Annotated in this window: 19 protein-coding genes and 1 tRNA gene; 16 read left to right on the forward strand and 4 right to left on the reverse strand. The window is 61.9% G+C overall.

Going from position 1 to position 21,322, the window contains the following annotated elements:
* From AC6CDK_RS06525 to AC6CDK_RS06545, 5 genes are all read left to right on the forward strand, one after another.
* On the forward strand, nt 1-1,503 hold a 1,503-nt coding region (locus AC6CDK_RS06525; RefSeq protein WP_496639782.1), incomplete at its 5' end, for a penicillin-binding transpeptidase domain-containing protein.
* Between the two features lie 13 nt (nt 1,504-1,516).
* A complete protein-coding gene (locus AC6CDK_RS06530) occupies nt 1,517-1,816 on the forward strand; it encodes an MTH1187 family thiamine-binding protein (protein WP_039645022.1) in 300 nt (99 codons plus the stop codon).
* Between the two features lie 44 nt (nt 1,817-1,860).
* Nucleotides 1,861-4,833, forward strand: coding sequence for an NAD-glutamate dehydrogenase domain-containing protein (locus tag AC6CDK_RS06535; RefSeq protein WP_192905130.1), 2,973 nt, complete (start codon nt 1,861-1,863; stop codon nt 4,831-4,833).
* Between the two features lie 28 nt (nt 4,834-4,861).
* Nucleotides 4,862-5,053, forward strand: a complete 192-nt coding sequence (locus tag AC6CDK_RS06540; protein ID WP_039645018.1) for a hypothetical protein — start codon at nt 4,862-4,864, stop codon at nt 5,051-5,053.
* Nucleotides 5,054-5,161: 108 nt separating this feature from the next.
* Nucleotides 5,162-5,620 (forward strand): nucleoside 2-deoxyribosyltransferase, encoded by a 459-nt coding sequence (locus tag AC6CDK_RS06545; RefSeq protein WP_192905129.1) that lies wholly within the window; start codon nt 5,162-5,164, stop codon nt 5,618-5,620.
* 83 nt (nt 5,621-5,703) lie between these two features.
* Here AC6CDK_RS06545 and AC6CDK_RS06550 read toward each other — a convergent pair.
* Nucleotides 5,704-5,778 (reverse strand) — tRNA-Val (locus AC6CDK_RS06550).
* A gap of 294 nt (nt 5,779-6,072) precedes the next feature.
* On the opposite strand from AC6CDK_RS06550, the gene cobO reads away from it, so the two are divergent.
* From cobO to AC6CDK_RS06575, 5 genes are all read left to right on the forward strand, one after another.
* Complete coding sequence (cobO, locus tag AC6CDK_RS06555) at nt 6,073-6,603, forward strand: cob(I)yrinic acid a,c-diamide adenosyltransferase (RefSeq protein WP_192905128.1); 531 nt, start codon at nt 6,073-6,075, stop codon at nt 6,601-6,603.
* Between the two features lie 11 nt (nt 6,604-6,614).
* The gene (icmB, locus tag AC6CDK_RS06560) at nt 6,615-7,019 is read left to right on the forward strand and encodes a coenzyme B12-dependent isobutyryl CoA mutase small subunit (RefSeq protein ID WP_039645009.1); all 405 of its coding nucleotides are present in this window, start codon (nt 6,615-6,617) and stop codon (nt 7,017-7,019) included.
* Nucleotides 7,020-7,106: 87 nt separating this feature from the next.
* Nucleotides 7,107-8,066 carry a methylmalonyl Co-A mutase-associated GTPase MeaB gene (gene meaB / locus AC6CDK_RS06565; RefSeq protein ID WP_039645004.1) on the forward strand — a complete coding sequence of 320 codons (960 nt, stop codon included), beginning with the start codon at nt 7,107-7,109 and terminating at the stop codon, nt 8,064-8,066.
* A gap of 79 nt (nt 8,067-8,145) precedes the next feature.
* Complete coding sequence (locus AC6CDK_RS06570) at nt 8,146-9,012, forward strand: L,D-transpeptidase (RefSeq protein WP_039644996.1); 867 nt, start codon at nt 8,146-8,148, stop codon at nt 9,010-9,012.
* A gap of 45 nt (nt 9,013-9,057) precedes the next feature.
* Nucleotides 9,058-11,700 (forward strand): A-adding tRNA nucleotidyltransferase, encoded by a 2,643-nt coding sequence (locus AC6CDK_RS06575; RefSeq protein WP_039644994.1) that lies wholly within the window; start codon nt 9,058-9,060, stop codon nt 11,698-11,700.
* A gap of 36 nt (nt 11,701-11,736) precedes the next feature.
* On the opposite strand, the gene bioA is transcribed toward AC6CDK_RS06575, so the two are convergent.
* The 3 genes from bioA to bioB are packed head-to-tail and all read right to left on the reverse strand — an operon-like array spanning nt 11,737 to nt 14,795.
* Nucleotides 11,737-13,098 (reverse strand): adenosylmethionine--8-amino-7-oxononanoate transaminase, encoded by a 1,362-nt coding sequence (gene bioA / locus AC6CDK_RS06580; RefSeq protein ID WP_039644992.1) that lies wholly within the window; start codon nt 13,096-13,098, stop codon nt 11,737-11,739.
* Nucleotides 13,091-13,813 carry a dethiobiotin synthase gene (gene bioD, locus AC6CDK_RS06585; RefSeq protein WP_039644990.1) on the reverse strand — a complete coding sequence of 241 codons (723 nt, stop codon included), beginning with the start codon at nt 13,811-13,813 and terminating at the stop codon, nt 13,091-13,093. Before bioD ends, bioA begins: the two co-directional genes overlap by 8 nt.
* A complete protein-coding gene (gene bioB / locus AC6CDK_RS06590; protein ID WP_192905127.1) occupies nt 13,806-14,795 on the reverse strand; it encodes a biotin synthase BioB in 990 nt (329 codons plus the stop codon). Before bioB ends, bioD begins: the two co-directional genes overlap by 8 nt.
* A gap of 231 nt (nt 14,796-15,026) precedes the next feature.
* On the opposite strand from bioB, the gene rimP reads away from it, so the two are divergent.
* The 6 genes from rimP (at nt 15,027) to AC6CDK_RS06620 (ending at nt 21,319) form a co-directional block, all read left to right on the forward strand.
* Entirely contained in the window at nt 15,027-15,506 is a 480-nt protein-coding gene (gene rimP, locus AC6CDK_RS06595) for a ribosome maturation factor RimP (protein WP_039644987.1), read from the forward strand.
* A gap of 25 nt (nt 15,507-15,531) precedes the next feature.
* The gene (nusA, locus tag AC6CDK_RS06600; protein ID WP_039644982.1) at nt 15,532-16,701 is read left to right on the forward strand and encodes a transcription termination factor NusA; all 1,170 of its coding nucleotides are present in this window, start codon (nt 15,532-15,534) and stop codon (nt 16,699-16,701) included.
* A 3-nt stretch (nt 16,702-16,704) separates the two neighbouring features.
* Nucleotides 16,705-17,322, forward strand: coding sequence for a DUF448 domain-containing protein (locus AC6CDK_RS06605; protein ID WP_039644981.1), 618 nt, complete (start codon nt 16,705-16,707; stop codon nt 17,320-17,322).
* On the forward strand, nt 17,300-19,951 hold the full coding sequence (infB, locus tag AC6CDK_RS06610) for a translation initiation factor IF-2 (protein WP_039644979.1): 2,652 nt from the start codon (nt 17,300-17,302) through the stop codon (nt 19,949-19,951). The genes AC6CDK_RS06605 and infB overlap by 23 nt, the downstream gene beginning before the upstream one ends.
* A gap of 68 nt (nt 19,952-20,019) precedes the next feature.
* On the forward strand, nt 20,020-20,376 hold the full coding sequence (locus AC6CDK_RS06615) for a ribosome-binding factor A (RefSeq protein WP_039644977.1): 357 nt from the start codon (nt 20,020-20,022) through the stop codon (nt 20,374-20,376).
* Nucleotides 20,369-21,319, forward strand: coding sequence for a DHH family phosphoesterase (locus AC6CDK_RS06620; RefSeq protein WP_039644975.1), 951 nt, complete (start codon nt 20,369-20,371; stop codon nt 21,317-21,319). Before AC6CDK_RS06615 ends, AC6CDK_RS06620 begins: the two co-directional genes overlap by 8 nt.
* Nucleotides 21,320-21,322: the final 3 nt, after the last annotated feature.

A 21,322-nucleotide genomic window follows, 5' to 3' on the forward strand; every position in this document is an offset into this window, starting at 1 on the left:
GGCCGTGGAGCCTGGGGGATTGCCCAGGCGGCCCGCGTCTACTTCGACAAGAACCCGGATGAGTTGACCGAGGCCGAATGCGCCCTGCTGGCGGGTGTGCCCAAGAATCCGGGCCGCTACAACCCGCTGGGCAAGGCGGCTGACGTGGGGCGGCGCAGGGACGTGGTCCTCAAGCGGATGACAGACCTCAGGATGATTTCCGCCCGGCAGAAGCAGAAGCTGCGCAGCCAGCGAGTGGCCGTTACCCCGCCGGACCAGGCGTCGTGGTATCTGTCCCATATCCGGAACCTGCTGGTGGAGCGGTACGGCCCCCAGGTCATCGAGGCGGGGGGGCTGGAAGTGACTGCGGCCATGGATCTGAACCTGCAGAAACTGGCCGAAAAGACCTTGCGGGATGGGGTGAAGCGGGTTTCGCCCGACCTCCAGGGAGCGCTGGTGTCCCTGGATCCCGCCACTGGCGACGTGCTGGCGGCCGTGGGGGGCGTGGACTTCGCCAAGAGCTCCTATGACCGGGCATTCCTGGCGCGGCGCCAGCCCGGCTCGGCCATCAAGCCCCTGATCTATGCGGCTGCCCTGGAAAAGGGGATCACTGCCGCGAGCGTCTGGGACGATACCCCGGTTGCCTATGTCCGCGGCGCCAATCAGACCTGGAAGCCCAGGAACTACGGTGGCGAGCAGTACGGGGAACTTTCCCTGAGAAAGGCCCTGGCCTACTCGAACAACGTCATCACGGTCAAGGTGCTGGAGACGGTCGGCGTTCCCTACTTCGTGGAGATCGCCAGGAATCTGGGGCTGTCGCTCCGGTCGCCCAACGACCTCTCGCTGGCCCTGGGCACCGATGAGGTGACCCTGCGTGACCTCGTTTCGGCGTACACCCCCCTGGCCAACGGCGGGCTCCGGGCCGAAGCGAGGACCGTGCTCCGGATCTACGACAAGCGCCGCCGCGCCTGGACCGACAATCCGCCGGCGGTCACCCCGGCCATCTCGCCCGCCGCGGCCTATGTCACGACCCAGATGCTGAAGGACGTGATGGTGTACGGCACGGCCAAGTCGCTCAGGAAGTTCAGTCAGGCCCGGCCGGCCGCCGGCAAGACCGGCACCACCGACGATTACCGGGACGCCTGGTTCATCGGCTATACTCCCGGCGTCGTTACCGGCATCTGGGTCGGCCACGACAAGCCCCGGCCGGGAGGGAAAGGGTTCACGGGGGGGGCCGTGGCCGCGCCCATCTGGGAACGATTCATGGCATCGGCCCTGGCTGGCCGGCCGGCCGCCGACTTTGCCCGGCCGGAAACGGTCGTTGCCGTGGCCGTGGATCCTGCCACGGGGTACCGGGCGGCGCCGGAGTGCCCGGAACAGCGGGAGGAATTTTTCATGGCCGGCACGGAACCGGTCGAATACTGCCCTGCCCACGGCGGGGAACTCCTGATGCCCGAACCGCCTGGTCAGCCGATGCCGGAAGGGGAAAACCAGGAGCCTGCGGCCACCGACAATCCGATGTGACAAGGAGGCGTGCATGAACGTGATGGTTGATCTGTGCATCGTGCCGATCGGCGTGGGGGTTTCTCTTTCCCCCTATGTGGCGGCCTGTCAGAAGGTGCTTGACGAGGCGGGGCTGAAGACCTCGCTCCATTCCTACGGAACGAACATCGAAGGGGAGTGGGATGCCGTGTTCACCGCTGTCAGGCGCTGCCACGAGGTGGTGCACGGCATGGGCGCGCCCCGCATCACCACCACCATCAAGCTGGGAACCCGCACGGACCGGAACCAGACCATGGAAGACAAGGTGCGGAGCGTGCAGGAGAAGTTGCGCTGACCGCGAACAAGGGGCATGTCTGACAGCGAGAGGAGCCTACAACCATGAATGCTGCCGGAACCACCGGAAGGACCCATGCTGCGGAACGGGCGGAGAACCGCCAATGGCTTCGCGAGCAGATGAACCCCTACTTCTTCATCGCCATGAAGGACGAACCCGAGGCCCTGGCCGTCCTGACCCGCGAACTGGGCATGCTGCGGCGCAACCGGCGCCTGATCCTGGCCGACCGGGACAAGGCCCTGATCATGGCCATGGTCGATCAGCCCGGCTCCCTTTACGACACCCTGCGCCGGCTTCAGGAGCGGGAGATATCCTACGCCATGATCGCCCACTCGGACGACCCCATCCCGGGGCTTGACCAGAACCTGGAGATTCAGCGTTTCGAGTTTGACCGCAAGACCAATGAAGATATCCTCGCCGGCAGGGACGTGCAGGTTCCTCCGGGCATCCGGCGCACGGTGACGGCAGCGGTGCGAAAATACTACCCCGACTTGAACCTGGCCGGCCTGGACCGGCTGCTTCGCATCCTCTGGCTCAACAATGAGAATTACGTCCGCATCTCCCCCCCGCGCCGGGTGGCTCAGGCTCTGCGCCTCCTCCAGGAAGGGAACCGTTGCGGCGGCCTCTACCTGGATGTGGAAGAGAGGGAGGACGGAACGGGCGTCAATGAATCGCGGGTCTTCTTCGCCGTGGGAAACCCGCCCCAGAAGGAGTTCCTCCTTCAGGTAATGGAGGTTTCCAACCGGCTCGACCTTGGCGTGAACCGCGCCTATTGCCTGACCATCTCCAACGGCATCCATCCCTATTTCCTCGGCACGTTCTATGTGCGGCGGCGCGACGGGGAAGTGCTGCAGCGGGGGTCCGAGCTCTTCGGCAGGCTCCAGCGGGAACTGTCCAACACCCAGCTCCTGGCGACCCGCTCCCATGCCTACCGCGAGTTCGTGATCACCGGGCACATGAGCGGTGAGGACGCCACTCTCACCAATGCCTTCATCGCCTTCTGCCATTCCAACCTGGCCCACAACCAGCCCGACCGCTTCGGCCTTGACGACGTGCGCGGCGCCTTTCTGGCTCACCCGGAGATAGCGCTCCAACTGGCGAAGCTTTTCCGGGCCCGTTTCGACCCGGCCGCGGAGGACCGGGCCGCGCTCTACGAGCGGGTACTGGCCGAAACCCGGCACGAGGTGGCGGAGTACAACACCGGTCACCGCTATCTGGATGAGGTGCGCAGGACCATTTTCCACTGCTGCCTCATCTTCATCACCCGCACCCTGAAGACCAACTTCTTTGTCCTGGAAAAACAGGCCCTGGCCTTCCGGCTCGACCCCACCTACCTGACCGAACTGGGCACTGATTTCACCGCGGACCTGCCCCCGGCCATGCCCTTCCGGGTCACCTTCTTCTTCAGCCGCTTCGGGTTCGGCTACCACATCGGCTTCTCAGACATTGCCCGGGGCGGATGGCGCACGGTCATCTGCCGCACCCCCGACGACCTGATCATCAACGCCAACACCCTGTTCCGGGAGAACTTTGTCCTGGCCCACACCCAGCACCTGAAGAACAAGGACATCTACGAAGGCGGATCAAAGCTGGTGGTGGCCCTGGACGTCTCGGACCTGAAGGCGCAGGACCGGCCCCTGGAGACCTGGCGCCTCTACAAACTCCAGTACGGCATCACCGCCGCCTTTCTGGACATTTTCACCACCGACAACGGCGTGGCCCGCCATCCGGCCGTGGTGGACTACTACCGGGAGGACGAGCCCATCGAGCTGGGTCCCGACGAGAACATGCACGACAACATGATCGAGACCATTGCCAGCATGTCCAAACGGCGCGGCTACATGCTCGGCATCGGCATCATGTCCAGCAAGCGGGTGGGGATCAACCACAAGAAGTACGGCGTCACCTCCACCGGCGTGGTAGCGTTCGCCGAGATCACCATGGCGGAGCTGGGCATCGACATCCGTAGGGACCCCTTCACCGTCAAGTTCACCGGCGGCCCCAACGGCGACGTGGCCGGCAATGCCATGCGGATCATGCTGGAGCGCTGCCCCAAGGTGAAGATCGGCCTGATCCTCGACGGTACCGCGGCCCTGTGCGACCCCGAAGGCGCTGATCACGGCGAATTGGGCCGCATCATGCTGAAGGAGGACCTGGATGCCTTTGATCCGGCGGCGCTCCATCCGGGCGGTTTCATGCTGTTCCGCACCGGCAGCCGGCGCGAGGGGCTGCGGGAGCTCTTCCGGCGCGTGACCAGGGCCGATGCGGGGCTCGTGGAGGAGTGGATATCACTGGACGAATTCTCCAAGGAGTTCGGCGACCTGGTATTCAGCGTGCCGGCGGATCTCTTCATCCCTGCCGGCGGGCGCCCGGAAACCATCGACAAGGACAACTGGGACCGATTCCTCCTGCCTGACGGCACCCCCTCGGCCCGGGCCATCGTGGAGGGGGCCAACTCCTTCATCAGCCCGGCGGCCCGCGTGGAGCTCCAGAAAAAGGGGATCATCGTCATGCGCGACGCCTCGGCCAACAAGTGCGGCGTCATCTCCTCCTCCTACGAGATCATCGCCAATCTGCTCCTGACGGAAAAGGAGTTCATGGAGTACAAGGAGCGCTACGTGGCCGACGTGCTCCGGATCCTGGAGAAGCGGGCCGGCGACGAGGCCAGGCTGATCCTGAAGCGCCGCCGGGAGCAGCCAGGTGCCCTGTGCACCGAGATATCGGACTCCCTGAGCACCGAGATCAACGCCAATTACGCCCGGCTCTTCAGGTTTTTCCAGGCGCGCCCCGAGCTCTGCCTCCAGCCCCTCTACCGCCGGGCGATTCTGGCTCACCTGCCGAAGATCATTGTCGCAGAGCCCCGTTTCCGCCGCCGCCTCGCCCAACTGCCCCAGAAGTACCTGTCTGCCATTCTCGCCGCGGAGATCGGCTCGTCCATGGTCTATCGGGGCGACCGGGAAACCGAGTTCGAGGACATGATCCGCCTCCACCTGATGCGCAGTTTTCCAACCGCATAACCTTTCAATCGGCAAAGGAGACCCATCCATGTACCTGGCACGAGACAAGAACAACGACCTGTATCTCTTTAATGACCTCCCCATCAGGGGCTCCGAATGCTGGTGGGCCGAAAAGGGGGTCGACGGCACCTACCTGCGGCTCAACCCGGCTCTCTATCCTGAGGTCACGTGGGACAAGGAGCCGCTGCCCGTGCGGCTCGTGGCGGGGGAAGGCGAGTAGTTCACCGGAGCGTAGCAGCTTCTGCGGGGTGCTGATCATGTCCGAAACACGGTATGGCGAGGAAATGGCAGCAGAAGTAAAGCGACTGCGACACGAGGGAAGGTGCCAATGAACATCTATCTAGCATCGCCCCTTGGGTTCAGCCCCGAAACGAAATCTTATCTCGAAAAGGTCAAACGTAAGCTCAGGTCCCTGGGACACGATGTGTTCGACCCCTGGGAACAGGATCACTTTGTCCGGCGCATTGAACAGGCGTACCGGATTGGGGACTTCCACGCCCGAGTGGACGAGTTCAGGGCCATTGCGTCAGGGATAGGAGAGATAAACGAAAAAGGCATCATGGCGTGCGACGGATTGCTGGCGATACTGGACGGTGCCGAAGTCGACTCGGGGACGGCCGGCGAGGTGGGATTCGCCTCGGCCCTTGGCAGGAAGTGCTACGGTTTGAGGACGGATATCAGGGACTGCGGGGACTTTGTCGGCGTCCCGATCAACCTGCAGATTCTGCGCTTCATCGAGCGGAGCGGCGGGTGTCTGTTCAGACGTATTGACGATATTTGCCTGTGAGGCCGTTGCCTGCCTGATCCGTGCGTGCCGACTGATGGCAATAAAAAACCGGCCGGGTCTTGCGACCTGGCCGGTGTGTTTTCTGGTGGGCGCTACTGGGATTGAACCAGTGACCCCTGCCGTGTGAAGGCAGTGCTCTCCCGCTGAGCTAAGCGCCCGTCTAAAAAGTAGAGTTGACTGAATATCAAATGCCGGCATTGATGTCAAGGGCGATTTTTCGGACAGCCGGGGAAGGCGACCGGCCCCGGCTGCGCGGACGTTGTTTCATTGTCGCTAAAAACCCGTTATACTTCCGTGAATACGGCTTGACAGCGCGCTGAGGCTGTTGTTATAGTCCGTGCCTGTTCTTTATTGAGAATAAAACGGGAGGCGGTTTTGATCGGGCGGCAGAATCGGCCCGCAGTGACGGCAAAAGAGCGCGGCACTAGCTCGCCCCCGCAGGAGCAAACTCCGTGAAGCTCGACCAGGGATGCATCCAGGTTTATACCGGCAATGGCAAGGGCAAGACCACTGCTGCCCTGGGGCTTGCCTTTCGGGCGGCCGGGCGGGGATTCCGGGTTCTCATGATTCAGTTCATGAAGGGGGGCGGCCCCTATGGCGAGCATGAGGCGGCCAAGCGTCTGGCCCCGGAGCTGACCATCATCGCCACTGGCCGGCCGGGCTGGGTGAATCGGGAGAACCCGGATCCGGAGGATGTGCGCCTTGCCCACGAGGCCCTCGACATGGCCCGCGCGGCGCTGACCGGGGAGTGCTACGATCTGGTGATCCTCGACGAAATCAACGGTGCCGTCTCCTTCGGCCTTGTCCCGGTGGATGACGTCCTGGATCTGATGGCCCTGAAGCCGCCCCGGGTGGAACTGGTCCTCACGGGACGCAATGCCGATGAACGGGTCATTGCCGCGGCCGACCTGGTCACCGAGATGCGCGAGATCAAGCACTATTACCGTGCCGGCGTGCCGGCGCGTACGGGAATCGAAAAATAAAGGAGATGGTCATGACTGAAAGAACGCTGCGTATTCTCGTTGGCAAGCCGGGGCTCGACGGCCATGACAGGGGCGCCAAGGTGGTGGCTCGGGCCTTCCGTGACGCCGGTTTCGAGGTGATCTATACCGGCCTCCACCAGACGCCTGAGCAGATCGCGTCCTCCGCCATCCAGGAAGACGTGGACGCCGTGGGACTCTCGATCCTTTCGGGCGCCCACAACTCGCTCCTGCCGCGCGTCTGCCAGCTCCTCAAGGAGAAGGGGGCCGACGATATCATCGTATTCGGCGGCGGCGTGATTCCCGAAGACGACATCCCCGGGTTGAAGGGGGCTGGCGTCTGCGAGGTCTTCACCCCCGGCACCTCCACGGAGGACATCGTCAAGTGGGTGCGGGAGAACGTGGCACCGCGGGCGTAACCACCATTGTTTCCGGTGTCGCGGCCATCTCCTTGGACTGTTGCCGCGAACACCGGAGTTGACCGATTTTCTGGAAGGAACCTGACGATGTCCCTGGCTTCTCGGATACTCGACGGCGAGTTGCGTGCCGCGGCCCGACTCATGCGTAACCTGGACGACGGTTTCCGGAGTGCCGTCGATGACATGAAGGAACTCTATCCCCATACGGGACGTGCGTTCATTCTCGGCATCACCGGTCCTCCGGGAGCCGGCAAGTCGACGCTGGTGGATCAGCTTACCGCCGCATACCGTGAGCAGGGGAAACGGGTTGGGGTTGTGGCGATCGACCCCACGAGCCCCTTTACGGGGGGCGCTATCCTGGGAGACCGGATCAGGATGAACCGGCATGCCGACGATCCGGGGGTCTTCATCCGCAGTCTCGCCACCCGCGGCCACATGGGAGGGCTTTCCCGCGCCACTGCCGACGTGGTGAACGTCATGGACGCCATGGGGATGGAGGTCGTCATCATCGAAACCGTGGGGGTGGGGCAGGATGAAATCGATATCGTCCGGTTGGCCCACACGACGGTGGTGGTGTCGGTGCCCGGGCTCGGCGACGACATTCAGGCGATCAAGGCCGGGGTTCTTGAGATCGGCGACGTGTTCGTGGTGAACAAAGCCGACCGGGACGGCGCAGACCGGACCGCCCGGGAACTGGCGGTCATGCTTGAAATGAAGAAGACCGCGCCCGGCGACTGGCTGCCCAAGGTCATGATGACCGAGGCGAGCCGCAATCGGGGAATCGCCGAACTGGTGGACGAAATAGCGCTTCACCGTTCATGGCTGGCGGATTCGGGGACTTTGGAGCGCATCCGCCAGGAGCGGTCCGTTCGCCATTTCGAGGAGCTGCTTCGGGAAAGGCTCTTTGCGGAAGTCTTCGGCCATATCCGGGTGAACGGCCGCTACCGGGAGATCGTGGAGGCCATGGCATCCGGTCGCACCGACCCTTACCGTGCCGTGGACACCGTGATCTCGGAGCGTTTCGGGACCCCTTGCCAAGAATCTTGACCCGATGTGTCAATCATGCTAGTTTTGCGCAAGAATTCCAATGGGGCGACAGCCCCATTCTTTTTTCCCGGGACCTATCATGATCCGCAGATTGGCTGTTGTCGTCGCACTCATCATTCTTGCCGCCATTGTCGTGCACGAGCCGAACATCACGGCCGAACCGGCGGCCTCACCCCTGGACCCGGCCAAGGAAGACCTGTCACGGGTGGACTACCCGAGCCAGCGGGATCTGGACTGGTATCCCCGTTTCATCAGGCCCAACGACACGCTTGAATCGCTCTTCGGCGACGATTGGGCCCACGTTGCCCGCTTCAACCGCATCGACCGCCGCCACACCTACCCCGGCATGACCATCAAGGTGCCGCGGGACATGGAGGTTGCCCGCACGTACTCCCCGCTGCCTAAGGAGCACGAGCCGGCCAGGCGCTATGCAAAATACATCCTGATCAGCCTCACCGAACAGTGGATCGGGGCTTACGAACGGGGCACGCTGAAGTTTTCCATGCCGGCGGCAACCGGCAAGAAGGGAAACGAGACCCCGACGGGGCTCTTCCGGATCGATGCCCGGGATCGTACCCATACCTCGTCGCTCTACCAGACCGACGACAAGTCGGCCCAGTATCCCATGGACTACGCCATGAGATTCTTCATTGACAAGCAGAACGTGGGGTATTGGATCCATGCCCGCGATCTGCCGGGCAAACCTGCTTCACACGGCTGTGTGGGGTTGTTTGACGAGCCCATGCAGAACCGGATGTACGGTACCCCCGGACGACCGGTGCTGCACGACTCAAAGAAACTGTACGACTGGGCCGTGGGAGAGGCCGATTTCGGCCCCGACAGTGGCACCCTTGAACTTATCGGCAATGGACCCGTTGTGGAGGTAGTCGGCGAGAACCCTGCCTACCAGCCGGCTCCGTTGCGCCCAATGGTCGCCACGCGCTAGCGGGCCGATCTTTACTTTTGCCGAGGCTGCGGCACACTCTTCTCCATGGACGTCATTACCACCCACATGAACGCCGATTTTGATTGCCTCGGCGCCATGGTCGCGGCCAGGAAGCTCTACCCCGACGCCCTCATGGTCTTCTCCGGCTCCCAGGAAAAGAGCATGAGGGACCTCTTCCTCAAGACAACCGGCTACGAACTCCCCTTTACCCGGCTCAGGGATGTGGATTTCCCGAACATCACGCGACTGGTCCTCGTGGACTGCCAGAATACCTCGCGCATCGGCCGCTTTGCGGAGGTTGCGCGCCGGCCAGGCGTCGAGGTCCATATCTATGACCACCATCCCGGCTCCAGCGGCGACATCCGGCCGAGCGGCGGAGAGATTCGCGGTTGCGGTTCGTCCACGACCATCCTGGCCCAAAAGCTCATGGAGCAGGGCATCGGGGTGACGCCGGTCGAGGCAACCCTCATGATGCTGGGCATCTATGAAGACACGGGCAACCTGACCTTTCCCTCCACCACACCCGACGACTATGCCGCAGCATCCTGGCTCCTGGAGCAGGGAGCCAACCTGAACATCGTGTCGGATTTTGTCTCCCAGGAGTTGAACGCCGAACAGGTCGCGCTTCTGAACGATCTGCTGAAGTCCCTTCGCAGCACCCCGGTGAACGGGGTCGACATTGCCGTGGCCCATGCCACCCTTGACCACTATGTGGGCGATATTGCGGTTCTTGCCCACATGATGCGCGATATGCAGAATCTGGACGCGGTCTTTCTCGTGGTCGGGATGGGGGAGAGGGTTTACCTGGTGGCGCGCAGCCGCATTGCCGAAGTCGATGCCGGCGCTGTCGCGCGCGCCTTTGGCGGGGGAGGGCATGCCACCGCGGCGGCTGCTACGGTAAGGGGCCAGACCGTGATTCAGGTCCTCGGCCGCCTCAACCTTCTCCTGCCCGAGCTGGTCAATCCGGTCAGAACCGCCGCGGACCTTATGTCGTCGCCGGTGATAACCCTGCCCTTTGCCACGACCATCGCCGAGGCCCGGGAGATCCTCACCCGCTACAACGTGAATGCCATGCCGGTCATGGACGGGGAGCGGATGGCGGGGATCATCTCGCGCCGGATCGTGGAAAAGGCTCTGTATCACGGCCTCGGCAACCTGCCTGTGGACGAATACATGCACACGGAGTTCATGCGGGCTGCCCCCGATACCCCCATCGCCGCCATCCAGGACTATATCGTCGGGCAGCATCGGCGGCTGGTGCCGGTATTCAGCGGCGAGCGGCTCGCAGGGGTCATAACGCGGACCGACCTCCTGCGGTACATGTACACCGGCATGCAGCGTAGCGCCGAACCGGTTTATGACTTGGGCAGCGAGAATCTGCCGGTGCGGCGACGCGAGGTGGTCCATCTCATGAACAAGCACCTGCCGCGCCCTGCAGTGGCCATACTACGTGATCTGGGCAAGGTGGGGGACGAACTGGAGCTGCCCGTGTATGCAGTCGGCGGCTTTGTGCGGGACCTGCTCCTGGGCGCCGAGAACGACGACATCGACGTGTCGGTGGAAGGCGATGGCATCCTGTTCGCCGAGGCCGTTGCGACCCGCATGGGATGCCGCGTAAAAAGCCACGCCAAGTTCGGAACCGCGGTTATCGTCTTTCCCGACGGACTCAAGGTGGATGTGGCGAGCACACGGCTCGAATACTACGAAACGCCGGGCGCCCTGCCCACGGTGGAGCGTTCGTCGCTCAAAATGGACCTGTACCGGCGTGATTTCACCATCAATACCCTGGCGGTCAAGCTCAATGCCGAGGGGTTCGGCACCCTGATCGATTACTTCGGCGCCTACCGCGACCTGCGGGAAAAGACCATCCGGGTGCTCCACAACCTGTCCTTTGTCGAGGATCCGACCCGGGTGTTCCGAGCCATCCGCTTCGAACAGCGGCTTGGTTTCCCGATCTCGCGGCACACGGAAAATCTCATCAAGAATGCGGTGAAAATGGGATTTCTGGACAAGCTTGGGGGGAGGCGGCTGCTGAACGAGCTGGTGCTGATCCTGCGGGAGCGGGAGCCGGTCAAGGCCATTCTCCGGATGTCCGGCCTGGAGCTTCTCCACTTCATTCACCCGGACCTGGCCCTGACGTCCGATACCCTGCGGGTGCTGGACGAGGTCAAGAAGGTGATTACCTGGTTCGAGCTCCTCTACCTGGGAGAGAAGGTCGAGACGTGGGTGGTGTATTTCCTGGCGCTCACCTCAAGCCTGCCGGACGAGGGGTTCTGGGGGACCTGCACGCGGCTCTCCGTGTCAGAGCATTACCGGGAAAAGCTCATCGACATGAGGATCCAGGGCGAGCAGGTCCTGGAGATCATGGCACGCAGGGCGGGACGGCGGGAGGGGGTGCGCTGCAGCGATATCTACTTCTGGCTCCGGGGGCTCTCTCCCGAGGTGCTGCTCTACATCATGGCAAAAACCCGGAGTGACGAGGTGAGGCGCTACGTTTCCCTGTACGTGACCCGGTTGCGGAGCGTTGTTACCCACATTACCGGCAATGATCTCAAGGTCCTGGGGATCCCTTCAGGGCCGCGGTATCGGGAGATCCTCGATCAGGTCCTCTCCGCCCGCCTCAACGGTGAAGCGACAACCCGCGAGGACGAGATGCGCATCGTCAGGAGCCTGGCGGCCCCGGCCTGACAATCGCCAGTGCTCAATGCCTGTGCAGTGTGTGGCTCACCCTTCGGTGACCGTGCGGATTGACTTTGCCAATCCGTCCACGAGGAAGTCGATTTCCTCCACAGTGATGGCAAGGGGCGGGAAAATGACGATCACGTTGCCGAGGGGCCGCAAAAAGACACCATGCGTGCGCGCTTCCTGGCAGACGCGGACCCCCACCCGCTCTTCCCAGGCGAACGGTTCTTTGGTTGCCCGGTCCCGCACCAGTTCCACGGCGGCCACCATGCCGCATTGCCGCACATCTCCCACGTGTCCAAGCTCAATCAGTCCTTGAAGCTTTTCTTTTAATTTATTGATTTTTTTCGGTAACTTTTCCAGGAGCCGGTCGCTCTCAAACAGGTCCAGGCTCGCCAGGGCCACGGCACAGCCGAGGGGATTGCCCGTAAAGGTGTGACCGTGGAAAAAGGTCTTCATCTCCCGGTATTCGCCCAGGAACGCATCATAGACCCGCTGGGTCGCCAGGGTGGCGGCCAGGGGCATGTAGCCGGCGGTGATCCCCTTGGAGAGCGCCATGATGTCGGGAGTGATCCCTTCGCGTCCGCAGGCGAACATGGCGCCGGTGCGGCCAAAGCCCACGGCGACTTCGTCGGCGATCATCAGGATGTCGTGCCGGTCGCAGAGTTCCCGCACACCCCTCAAAAAACCTTCGGGCTGCACGATCATCCCACCCGCACCCTGAACCAGCGGCTCGATGACGAGGCCAGCCACCTCTCCGGCATGGCTTTCCATGATCCGCTCCAGCTCCGCCAGGCACTCCATACCGCAGGCGGCAGGGGTGCCCCGGCCCATGGGACAGCGGTAGCAGTAGGGCGCCGGTGCCTGGATGGTCGGGAAGAGCAGGGGCCGGAATACGCCGTGGAACAGATCGATGCCCCCCACGCTCACGGCCCCCAGGGTGTCGCCGTGATAGGCGCTCGTAAAGGAGATGAACCGGGATTTTTCCGGCTGCCCCTCATGGCGCCAGAACTGGAATGCCATCTTGACGCCGACTTCCACGGCTGTGGAGCCGTTGTCGGAGTAAAAGACCTTGCACAGCCCGGACGGTGTGATCTCCGCGAGGCGTTTGGCCAGAACGGCTGCCTTGTCGTTGGTGAGCCCCAGGAGCGTCGAATGCTCCAGGCGGTCCACCTGGGCCTTGAGCGCCTCGTTGATCTCGTGGCGGCAGTGTCCGTGCACATTGGTCCAGATGGCGGCCACGCCGTCCAGATAGCGGTTTCCTTCCGAATCGACGATCCAGGAGCCGTCCCCTTCGACGATCACCACCGGTTCGCTTTCCTCCCACTCCTTCATCTGGGTGAAGGGGTGCCAGATGTGGCGACGGTCCCAGTCTCTCAGGGTCTGAGTATCATAGTCAGGCACAGCCGATCTCCCTTGCCAGTATTTTTGTGGTTGGTTCCGTTGCCAGGCGTGCCGCGAGCTGTTCCACCATGGCGCGTCCTTCAGCTCCCTCGATGCGGGGAAAGACACCGAGAAGCGGTGCGCCGGAGAGCGAGTCGATCAGGTGCGGCGCATACTCCTCGGCCATGTCCGGCGACTCGGGATAGCTGTTGACGATGACCCCGCGCACATCAAGGCCGAGCTGGCGCGCGGCATAACAGGTGAGGACCGTGTGGTTGATGGTTCCCAGATTCGGACGGGCCACCACGAGAAGCGGCAGTTTCAGGAGGTCCACAAGGTCCGCCACCAGCATGCCGCCCGACAGGGGAACCATAAGCCCCCCGGCTCCCTCGACGATGACGAAGTCATGCCGTTGCCGCAGGGTATCATGGGCATCCTTCAGAAGGTTGAAGTCAATCTTGACCCCTTCGCGGCTGGCGGCCACGGACGGGGCGATCGGGGTGCGAAGGCGATAGGGGGCGCAGGCCTCGTCCAGAGGAACCCCGGCGGCCCAGGCAAGCAATTCTGCATCCTCGGAAACCAGGGTGCCGTCGCGTTCGATGCAGCCGCTGGTGACCGGCTTCATCACGCCCACGTTGACGCCCCGGCCCCGCAGCAGGCGGGCGATGGCCGCCGCTACGATCGTTTTGCCCACCCCCGTGTCGGTGCCAGTGATGAAAATTCCTTTCTCAGCCATTGCACTGCCTCACGGTGAGCCCCAGGTCGGTCAGCATCTGCCAGTCCTGCTCGGGCGGGCGACCGGTGGTGGTGAGATAGTTGCCGATCATGGTGCCGCTGGCACCGGCGAAAAACATCCACGACTGCAGGTCCCGCAGGTTGCGCTCACGGCCGCCGCAAACGGCGATTTTTCGATCCGGGAGGATGAGGCGGTACACGGCGATGGTCTTGAGGCATTCGAGCGGGGTGATCCGGTCCGCACCGGCCAGGGGCGTCCCTTCAATGGGGTTCAGGAAGTTGAGGGGGATTGAATCCACGTCGAGTTCGCGCAGGGTAAGGGCCATTTCGACCCGCTGTTCCGGGGTCTCTCCCAGTCCGAAGATGCCGCCGCAGCATACCTTGAGCCCTGCCCGCTTGGCGACGCGCACTGTTTCCACATCCTCTTCGTAATCATGGGTGGTACAGATGTTCGGGAAGAAACTGCGGGCTGTTTCAAGGTTGTGATGATAGGTTACGGCTCCGGCCTCGCGAAGCGCCAGGGCGGTTTCGTAGTCGATGACGCCGAGGGAGCAGGACGGTTCTATGGCCGTTTCCCGGCGGATGCGCCGCAGCGCGCGGCAAATCCGGTCCAGCTCGCCGCCCGGCGAGATGGTCGAGCCGCTGGTTACGATGCCGAAACAATGGGAGCCGGCCCCTGCCGCTTCCCTGGCGCAGGCGATGATCTGCTCTTCGTCGACGAGAGGGTAGACGGGCGCGTTGGTGGGGTGGTGGGACGACTGGGCGCAAAAGGAGCAGTTTTCCGGGCAGCGGCCCGATTTGGCGTTAATAATGGAGCACAGGTCCACGCCGGTGCCGAGGAAATGATCGCGCACACGACTGGCTGCCAGGAAGAGGGCGCAGGCAGCGGTGCTCTCCAGCAGGAGCAGTCTGTGGGCTTCGTCCCCGTCGAGGATGTCTCCTTCGATGATACGATTTGCAAGTGATTCAGGGAAGTTGGTCATTGTGTGTGGTTCCTCCGGTTTCCTGGATTACCATAGGCCGCGCGCCATTGTCAACCCGTACATGTTTTGCGGTTGACAATGGTCGGCTGCACGCCCTGATATCGATTTGGTACATCAAAATAATTACTTGCATTTCCTTGCAACGCATGTTAAACATTTGTTTCAAGTAAATCGTTCACTAGAAAGTGGGCTCAGCAGCTCACTTTTTTTGTTTTTTGAGGTTTTCGATTCATGCAGAAGGATGATGTTGTCAGTCGGATAACAGTGGTTGCCGAGCAGTTGCTCGCCCCTCAAGGGTTGGAGCTTGTGGAGGCTGAGTATAAGCGTGAGGGGCGGCAGATGGTTCTGCGTCTCTTCATTGACAAGCCGGAGGGGGTAACCCTGGACGACTGCGCTGCGGTAAGTCGTGAGTTGTCTGAAATCCTCGATGTCGAGGATGTTATTCGCGAGCACTATATGTTGGAGGTCTCTTCGCCCGGCCTCAATCGTCCCCTCAAGAAAGAGGCGGACTACGAGCGTTATGCGGGGCGCCTTGTCAAGGTGCGCACATTCGAGCTCCTGGCGGATGAAGAGGGGAACCGGCGCAAGACGTTTCTGGGCGATCTCGTCGGCCTCTCCGACGGAGTCGTCACCCTTACGCTTCGGGAAGGGCAGTTGGCCCGCATCCCTCTGGACAAAATAGCTAAAGCCAACCTGGAATTCGAATTTTAGAGAGATCAGCTCAAGGAGATTGGACGTGGAAACGACCTTCAACCTCAAGCACATTATTGACCAGATCGTCAAGGAAAAGGGGATCGACCGGAACATCGTCGTTGAGGCCCTGGAACAGGCGGTGCTCACTGCTGCGAACAAGAAGTTCCGCAATACCCGCGATCTTGAGGCCCACTATAACCCGGAAGTTGGCGAGGTTGAGCTCTTCGAGTTTGTTACCGTGGTCGACGAGGTTCAGGATTCCTACAAGGAAATCGACATGGAGGAAGCCCGGGAGATCGACCCCGACGTGGAGGTGGGCGACTCTCTCGGCATGAAGCTTGATGCGAGCGGTTTCACCCGCATCGCGGCCCAGACCGCCAAGCAGGTCATCATTCAGAAGGTGCGCGAGGCGGAGCGGGAAACCATTTTCAACGAGTTCAAGGATCGGATCGGCGAACTGGTGACCGGCGTTGTGCGCCGTTTTGAAAAGGGTGATCTGGTTGTCGATCTCGGGCGCGCCGAAGCGGTGCTTTCCCACAAGGAGCAGGCGCCGCGCGAGGTATATCGCCAGGGTGACCGGGTCAAGACTCTGATCACCGACATCCGGATGACCCCCAAGGGGCCCCAGATCGTCCTGTCGCGCACCCATCCCGGCGTCCTGGCCAAGCTTTTCGAAGCGGAAGTTCCGGAGATCGCCGAGGGGATCGTGGAGATCAAGGCGGTTGTGCGCGAACCGGGCAGTCGGGCCAAGATTGCGGTCTACTCCCATGATTCCGACGTGGATCCCGTTGGTGCCTGCGTGGGCATGCGGGGTAGCCGCGTGCAGAATGTGGTGTCCGAACTGAGGGGCGAGAAGATCGACATCATCCCCTGGTCCGAGGACGCGGCCCGCTTTGCGTGCAATGCGCTGCAACCGGCCGTGGTGTCGAAGGTGTACATCGACGACGAGAACCGGTCCATGGAGATCATCGTCGCCGACGACCAATTGTCGCTGGCCATTGGCAAAAAAGGGCAGAACGTGCGGCTTGCCGCAAAGCTTACCGGCTGGCGTATCGATATCAAGAGCGAAACCACGGCCGCTGAGGCGGAGTTGCTCCAGTATTCCTCCTATGATGGCGCTACGGAAGAGGTTGCCGAAGAGGCTGCCGAAGAGGCCCCCCAAGCCGTTGAGGCCGCAGGAGAAGTGGTTGCCGAGGAGCAGGCGGAAGTATAGGGCATGGGGGGAGACGAGCCACGCAGATCCTGCATCGGCTGCCGGCAGGAGAGGGGCAAGAGCGAACTGCTCCGTTTCGTTCTTGATCCCGAGGGAAGAGTCGTCCCCGATATCGTCGCCAAGCTTCCCGGCCGCGGTGCATATACCTGTCCCGATCCTGTCTGTGTGCGTGCTGCCATAGCGCGGAAGCAGTTTGCGCGGGCCTTCAGGGGGGAGGGTAGCGTTGCCCCTGCGGATACGCTGATCGCTGAGATACGGGCACGTCTCGAGGAGCGGATATCCTCGTATGTGGCCTTGGCCAACAAGGCAGGCAAGGTCGTGTCGGGAAGCGACACGGTGATGGAGCGCCTTCGGCGCGGTGACCGGCTTGGTCTCGTGATCCTCACGGAAGACATTTCCGCTGATATTGGTGAAAAAGTGACTTCCCTGGCCGAACGATACCAGGTACCTTGTTTCCGCCTCTTGGACAAGGATCGGGTCGGCGCTCTTCTCGGCAAGGGGTTGCGGAGTGTCGCGGCAATCGGGGAGAGCGGCTTTGTCCCTATAATTCTGAAAGAATTAGAACGTTACGGTAATTTCCTTGATGGGGGTGCGGTTGATGAGCAAAACCCACGTGTATGAACTGGCAAAGAAAATGGGGATTGAAAATAAGGAGCTCCTTGCCCGACTCAAGAGCCTTGGCATCGAGGTGAAAAACCACCTGTCGGTGCTGGAGGAAGAAGATGTCCGCAAGGTAACCGCGCCGCCTGCCGCGCCCCCGAAGAGTGGCCCCCAGGAAGAAGTCCGCGTGACGACAACCGTCATCCGTCGTCGCCGTGTGGCAGAGGTCGCTCCCGTCGAGCCGCCGGTCGAGGCTGCTGTCCCTCCGGCCGAAAGCGCAGCCGCACCGGTTGAAATCGAAGGAGCCACGGGGGCTGCCGACCAGGCGCCGTCCGTTGTCGAGCCTTCGGTGGGGCAGGAGCCAGTGGCCGCTCCGGCGCAAGAGCAGGTTACATCTGTTGCCGAGTCCGCCCCCGAGCCCCCGGTTGTGCAAAAGGCTCCGGTCGCGCCCGTCGCCCCTCCTGTGGATGACAGGCCCACGCCCAACAGGGCGCGGATTCTCGGCCGGGTCGAGCTTCCAGGCATCACGACTCCTGCACCCAGGTCTGCGGACAGGCGCGAAGCGACAGCGCCCAGGAAGCGGATCGAAGAGCGTATCATGACCCCCTCTCCGGCCGAACGGCCGGCGTCTGCGGGCGATGACCGCCGCAGGGCGGGAACTCCTCCGCCCCCTCCTCGCAAGGGCAAGGAGTTCGTTGCTCCGGCCGAGCCCGACAGGGGCGCCAAGAAGCCCGGCGGAGGCGGTGCGGGCAAGAAGAAGGAAGCGTTCAAGAAGGCGGAACTTCTTGAGAAGCGTGAACGGATCTTTGAGCCCGGGCCAAAGACGGGCAAAGGCAAGAGACGCGAGAGGGATATGGTCTCTCTCGGCAGAAAGACCGAAATCACGGTGCCCAAGGCCATCAAGCGGATCATCAAGATTTCCGAGTCGATTACCGTCGGCGAACTGGCCAAGCGGATGGGGATCAAGGCGACCGATCTGATTCGGCTCCTGATGAAGATGGGGATGATGGTCACCATCAATCATCCCCTCGATGTGGACGCCGCTACCCTGGTTGCGGCTGAATTCGGGTACGAAATCGAGAACGTTGCGATCGATGTGGACGAGATGCTCGAATCGGTGCCTGACGCGCCTGAGAACCTCAGGAAACGGCCGCCCGTGGTCACCATCATGGGACACGTCGACCACGGCAAGACCTCACTCCTGGATGCGATCCGCGAAGCCAACGTCATCGCCGGTGAGGCCGGCGGCATCACCCAGCACATCGGTGCCTACGATGTGGAACTAAACGGCCGGAAGATCACCTTCCTCGATACGCCGGGCCACGAGGCGTTTACCGCCATGCGCGCCCGCGGCGCCAAGGTGACCGACATCGTCATTCTTGTGGTGGCCGCTGATGATGGTGTGATGCCGCAGACCCGCGAGGCGGTGAACCACTCCAAGGCCGCCGGAGTTCCCATCATCGTTGCCATCAACAAGATCGACAAGCCCGAGGCAAAGCCCGAGCGGGTGAAGCAGGAACTCATGGAATTCGGTTTGGTTTCCGAGGAGTGGGGCGGTGAAACCATCTTTGTCGAGGTTTCGGCGAAGAAGAGGATCAATCTGCCGGAACTGCTCGAAATGGTGCTCCTCCAAGCCGACGTGATGGACCTGAAGGCCAATCCGGGCAAGGACGCCCGCGGCACCATCGTGGAGGCAAAGCTCGACCGTGGCCGCGGCCCCGTTGCTACGGTGCTTGTTCAGGAAGGAACGCTCAAGGTCGGGGATTACTTCGTGGCCGGCGTCCACTCGGGACGGGTCCGCGCCATGCAGAACGATCGGGGCGAAAAGGTCGCCGAAGCAGGCCCCTCCATGCCGGTGGAAGTCATCGGCTTTACGGGGGTCCCCGATGCGGGCGATGTGTTCATCAGCCTTACCGATGAAAAGCGTGCCAAGGAAATCGCCTCCCATCGTCAGCAAAAGTTTCGCGAAACCGAACTTGCCAAGCACAGCAAGATGTCGCTGGAGCAACTCTACGACAAGATCCAGAAGGGCGAGGTCAAGGACCTCAACGCCATCGTCAAGGCCGACGTCCAAGGCTCCGTGGAGGCTGTTTCGGAATCGCTGCGCAAGCTCTCCACCGATGCGGTAAGGCTCAACGTCATCCATTCCTCGGTCGGTGCCATCACCGAAACCGACGTCAACCTGGCCTCGGCGTCCAACGCCATCATCCTCGGCTTCAACGTCCGGCCCGAGCCGAAGGCGTCCGTCCTTGCCGAGAAGGAAGGGGTCGATATCCGTCTCTACAACATCATCTACGATGCGGTGGAGGATATCAAAAAGGCCATGGAAGGGCTCCTCGAGCCAACCCTGCGCGAGAAGTACCTGGGCCGGGCCGAGGTCCGGGAGGTCTTCTCGGTGCCCAAGATCGGCAACGTGGCGGGCTGCTACGTCCAGGACGGCAAGATGATCCGCAACGCCCAGGTGCGGCTGCTGCGGGACAACGTGGTCATCTATGAAGGCAAGATGTCCAGTCTGCGCCGCTTCAAGGACGACGTCAAAGAGGTTGCCACCGGCTACGAGTGCGGTATCGGCCTTGAGAACTACAATGACATCAAGATTGGTGACGTTATCGAGGACTTCGAGATCGAGAAAATCGCCACCACTCTGTAGAAAGGGAGTGCTGAGCGCACGTGCGGTTCCGTAGTCCTGCGACCGCCGGTCGTTCTGTGCCGTGCCTTATGTTCAATCGTTCAGAAAAAGTAGCCGAGGCGATCCATGAGCTCGTTTCGGGCCTCATCGTCAAGGGCATGAAGGATCCCCGCATCGGGTTCATCACCATTACCGGCGTGAAGGTTACCGATGATATCCGCCAGGCGACCATCTATTACACGGTCATGGGCGATGATGAGGCCAGGGCCTCCACGGCCCAGGGGCTTGCGAGCGCAACCGGTTTCCTGCGCCGGGAGATCGGAAAGCAGCTCAGGCTCAAATTCGCACCGGAGCTTCACTTCAAATACGACCGGTCAATCGAGTACGGCAACCGGATCGATCAACTGCTGAAAGAAATCGAGACTGAGAAAGGTTCCGATGATTGAAAGCATCCTCCGCGAAATTCGGACTCACCGTAGTTTCCTGATCACTACCCACGAGAACCCTGACGGCGATGCGGTCGGGTCATCCCTTGCCCTTGCCGGATACCTCAAGGGCTTGGGCAAGGATGTTACCATCCATTTCTGCGACCCCGTGCCCGAGTTGTACCGGTTTCTCCCCTTGGCGGGCAGTGTCCGGCATGACCTGCCGGATCAGGATTTCGACGTGTGCTTCGTTCTCGATGTGGGGGAATTTCGCCGTGCCGGCACACTTGTGAACGAGTGCCGCCGCATCGGCATGTTTATCAATATTGACCACCACCTCACCTGTGACCGCTTCGGCACCATCAATTACATTGATTCCGCAGCCGCGGCCAGCGGGGTGCTGGTCTACCGGATTATCAAGGCTGCCGGCCACGACATCGATTACGACACGGCCCTGGCACTCTATACTTCCATAATCACCGATACCGGCTCTTTCCGCTACTCGAACGCAAACCCCGAGGCCTTTGCCATTGCGGGCGAGTTGGTCGCCACAGGCATCAATACGTGGTCCATTGCCGAGAAGCTCTATGAAAGCCAGCCGCGTCAGCGTCTGGAACTTCTTGCGCTTGCTCTCTCGACGCTTTCCTTTTCCGCGAACGGGGATTGCGCCTCAATCACCGTGACTCTCGACATGTACGAGAAGGTTGGAGCCTGCGCCGAACTGACCGACGGTTTCGTCAATTACCCCCGTTCCATCAGAGGGGTGGAAGTCGCGGTCTTCTTCCGCGAGATCCAGCCGCAGTTGTTCAAGGTCGGATTCCGTTCCAAGGGCAAGATCGATGTGGCGAGCCTTGCCGCAGCCTTTGGTGGCGGCGGGCACCACAACGCGGCCGGCTGTACCCTGACCGGTGGTCTGGCTGAAGTCAGAAAGCGGGTCTTCGATCATCTGGAGACCGCTCTCTGATTT

Source organism: Geobacter sp. PheSNFMC (assembly GCF_059620965.1).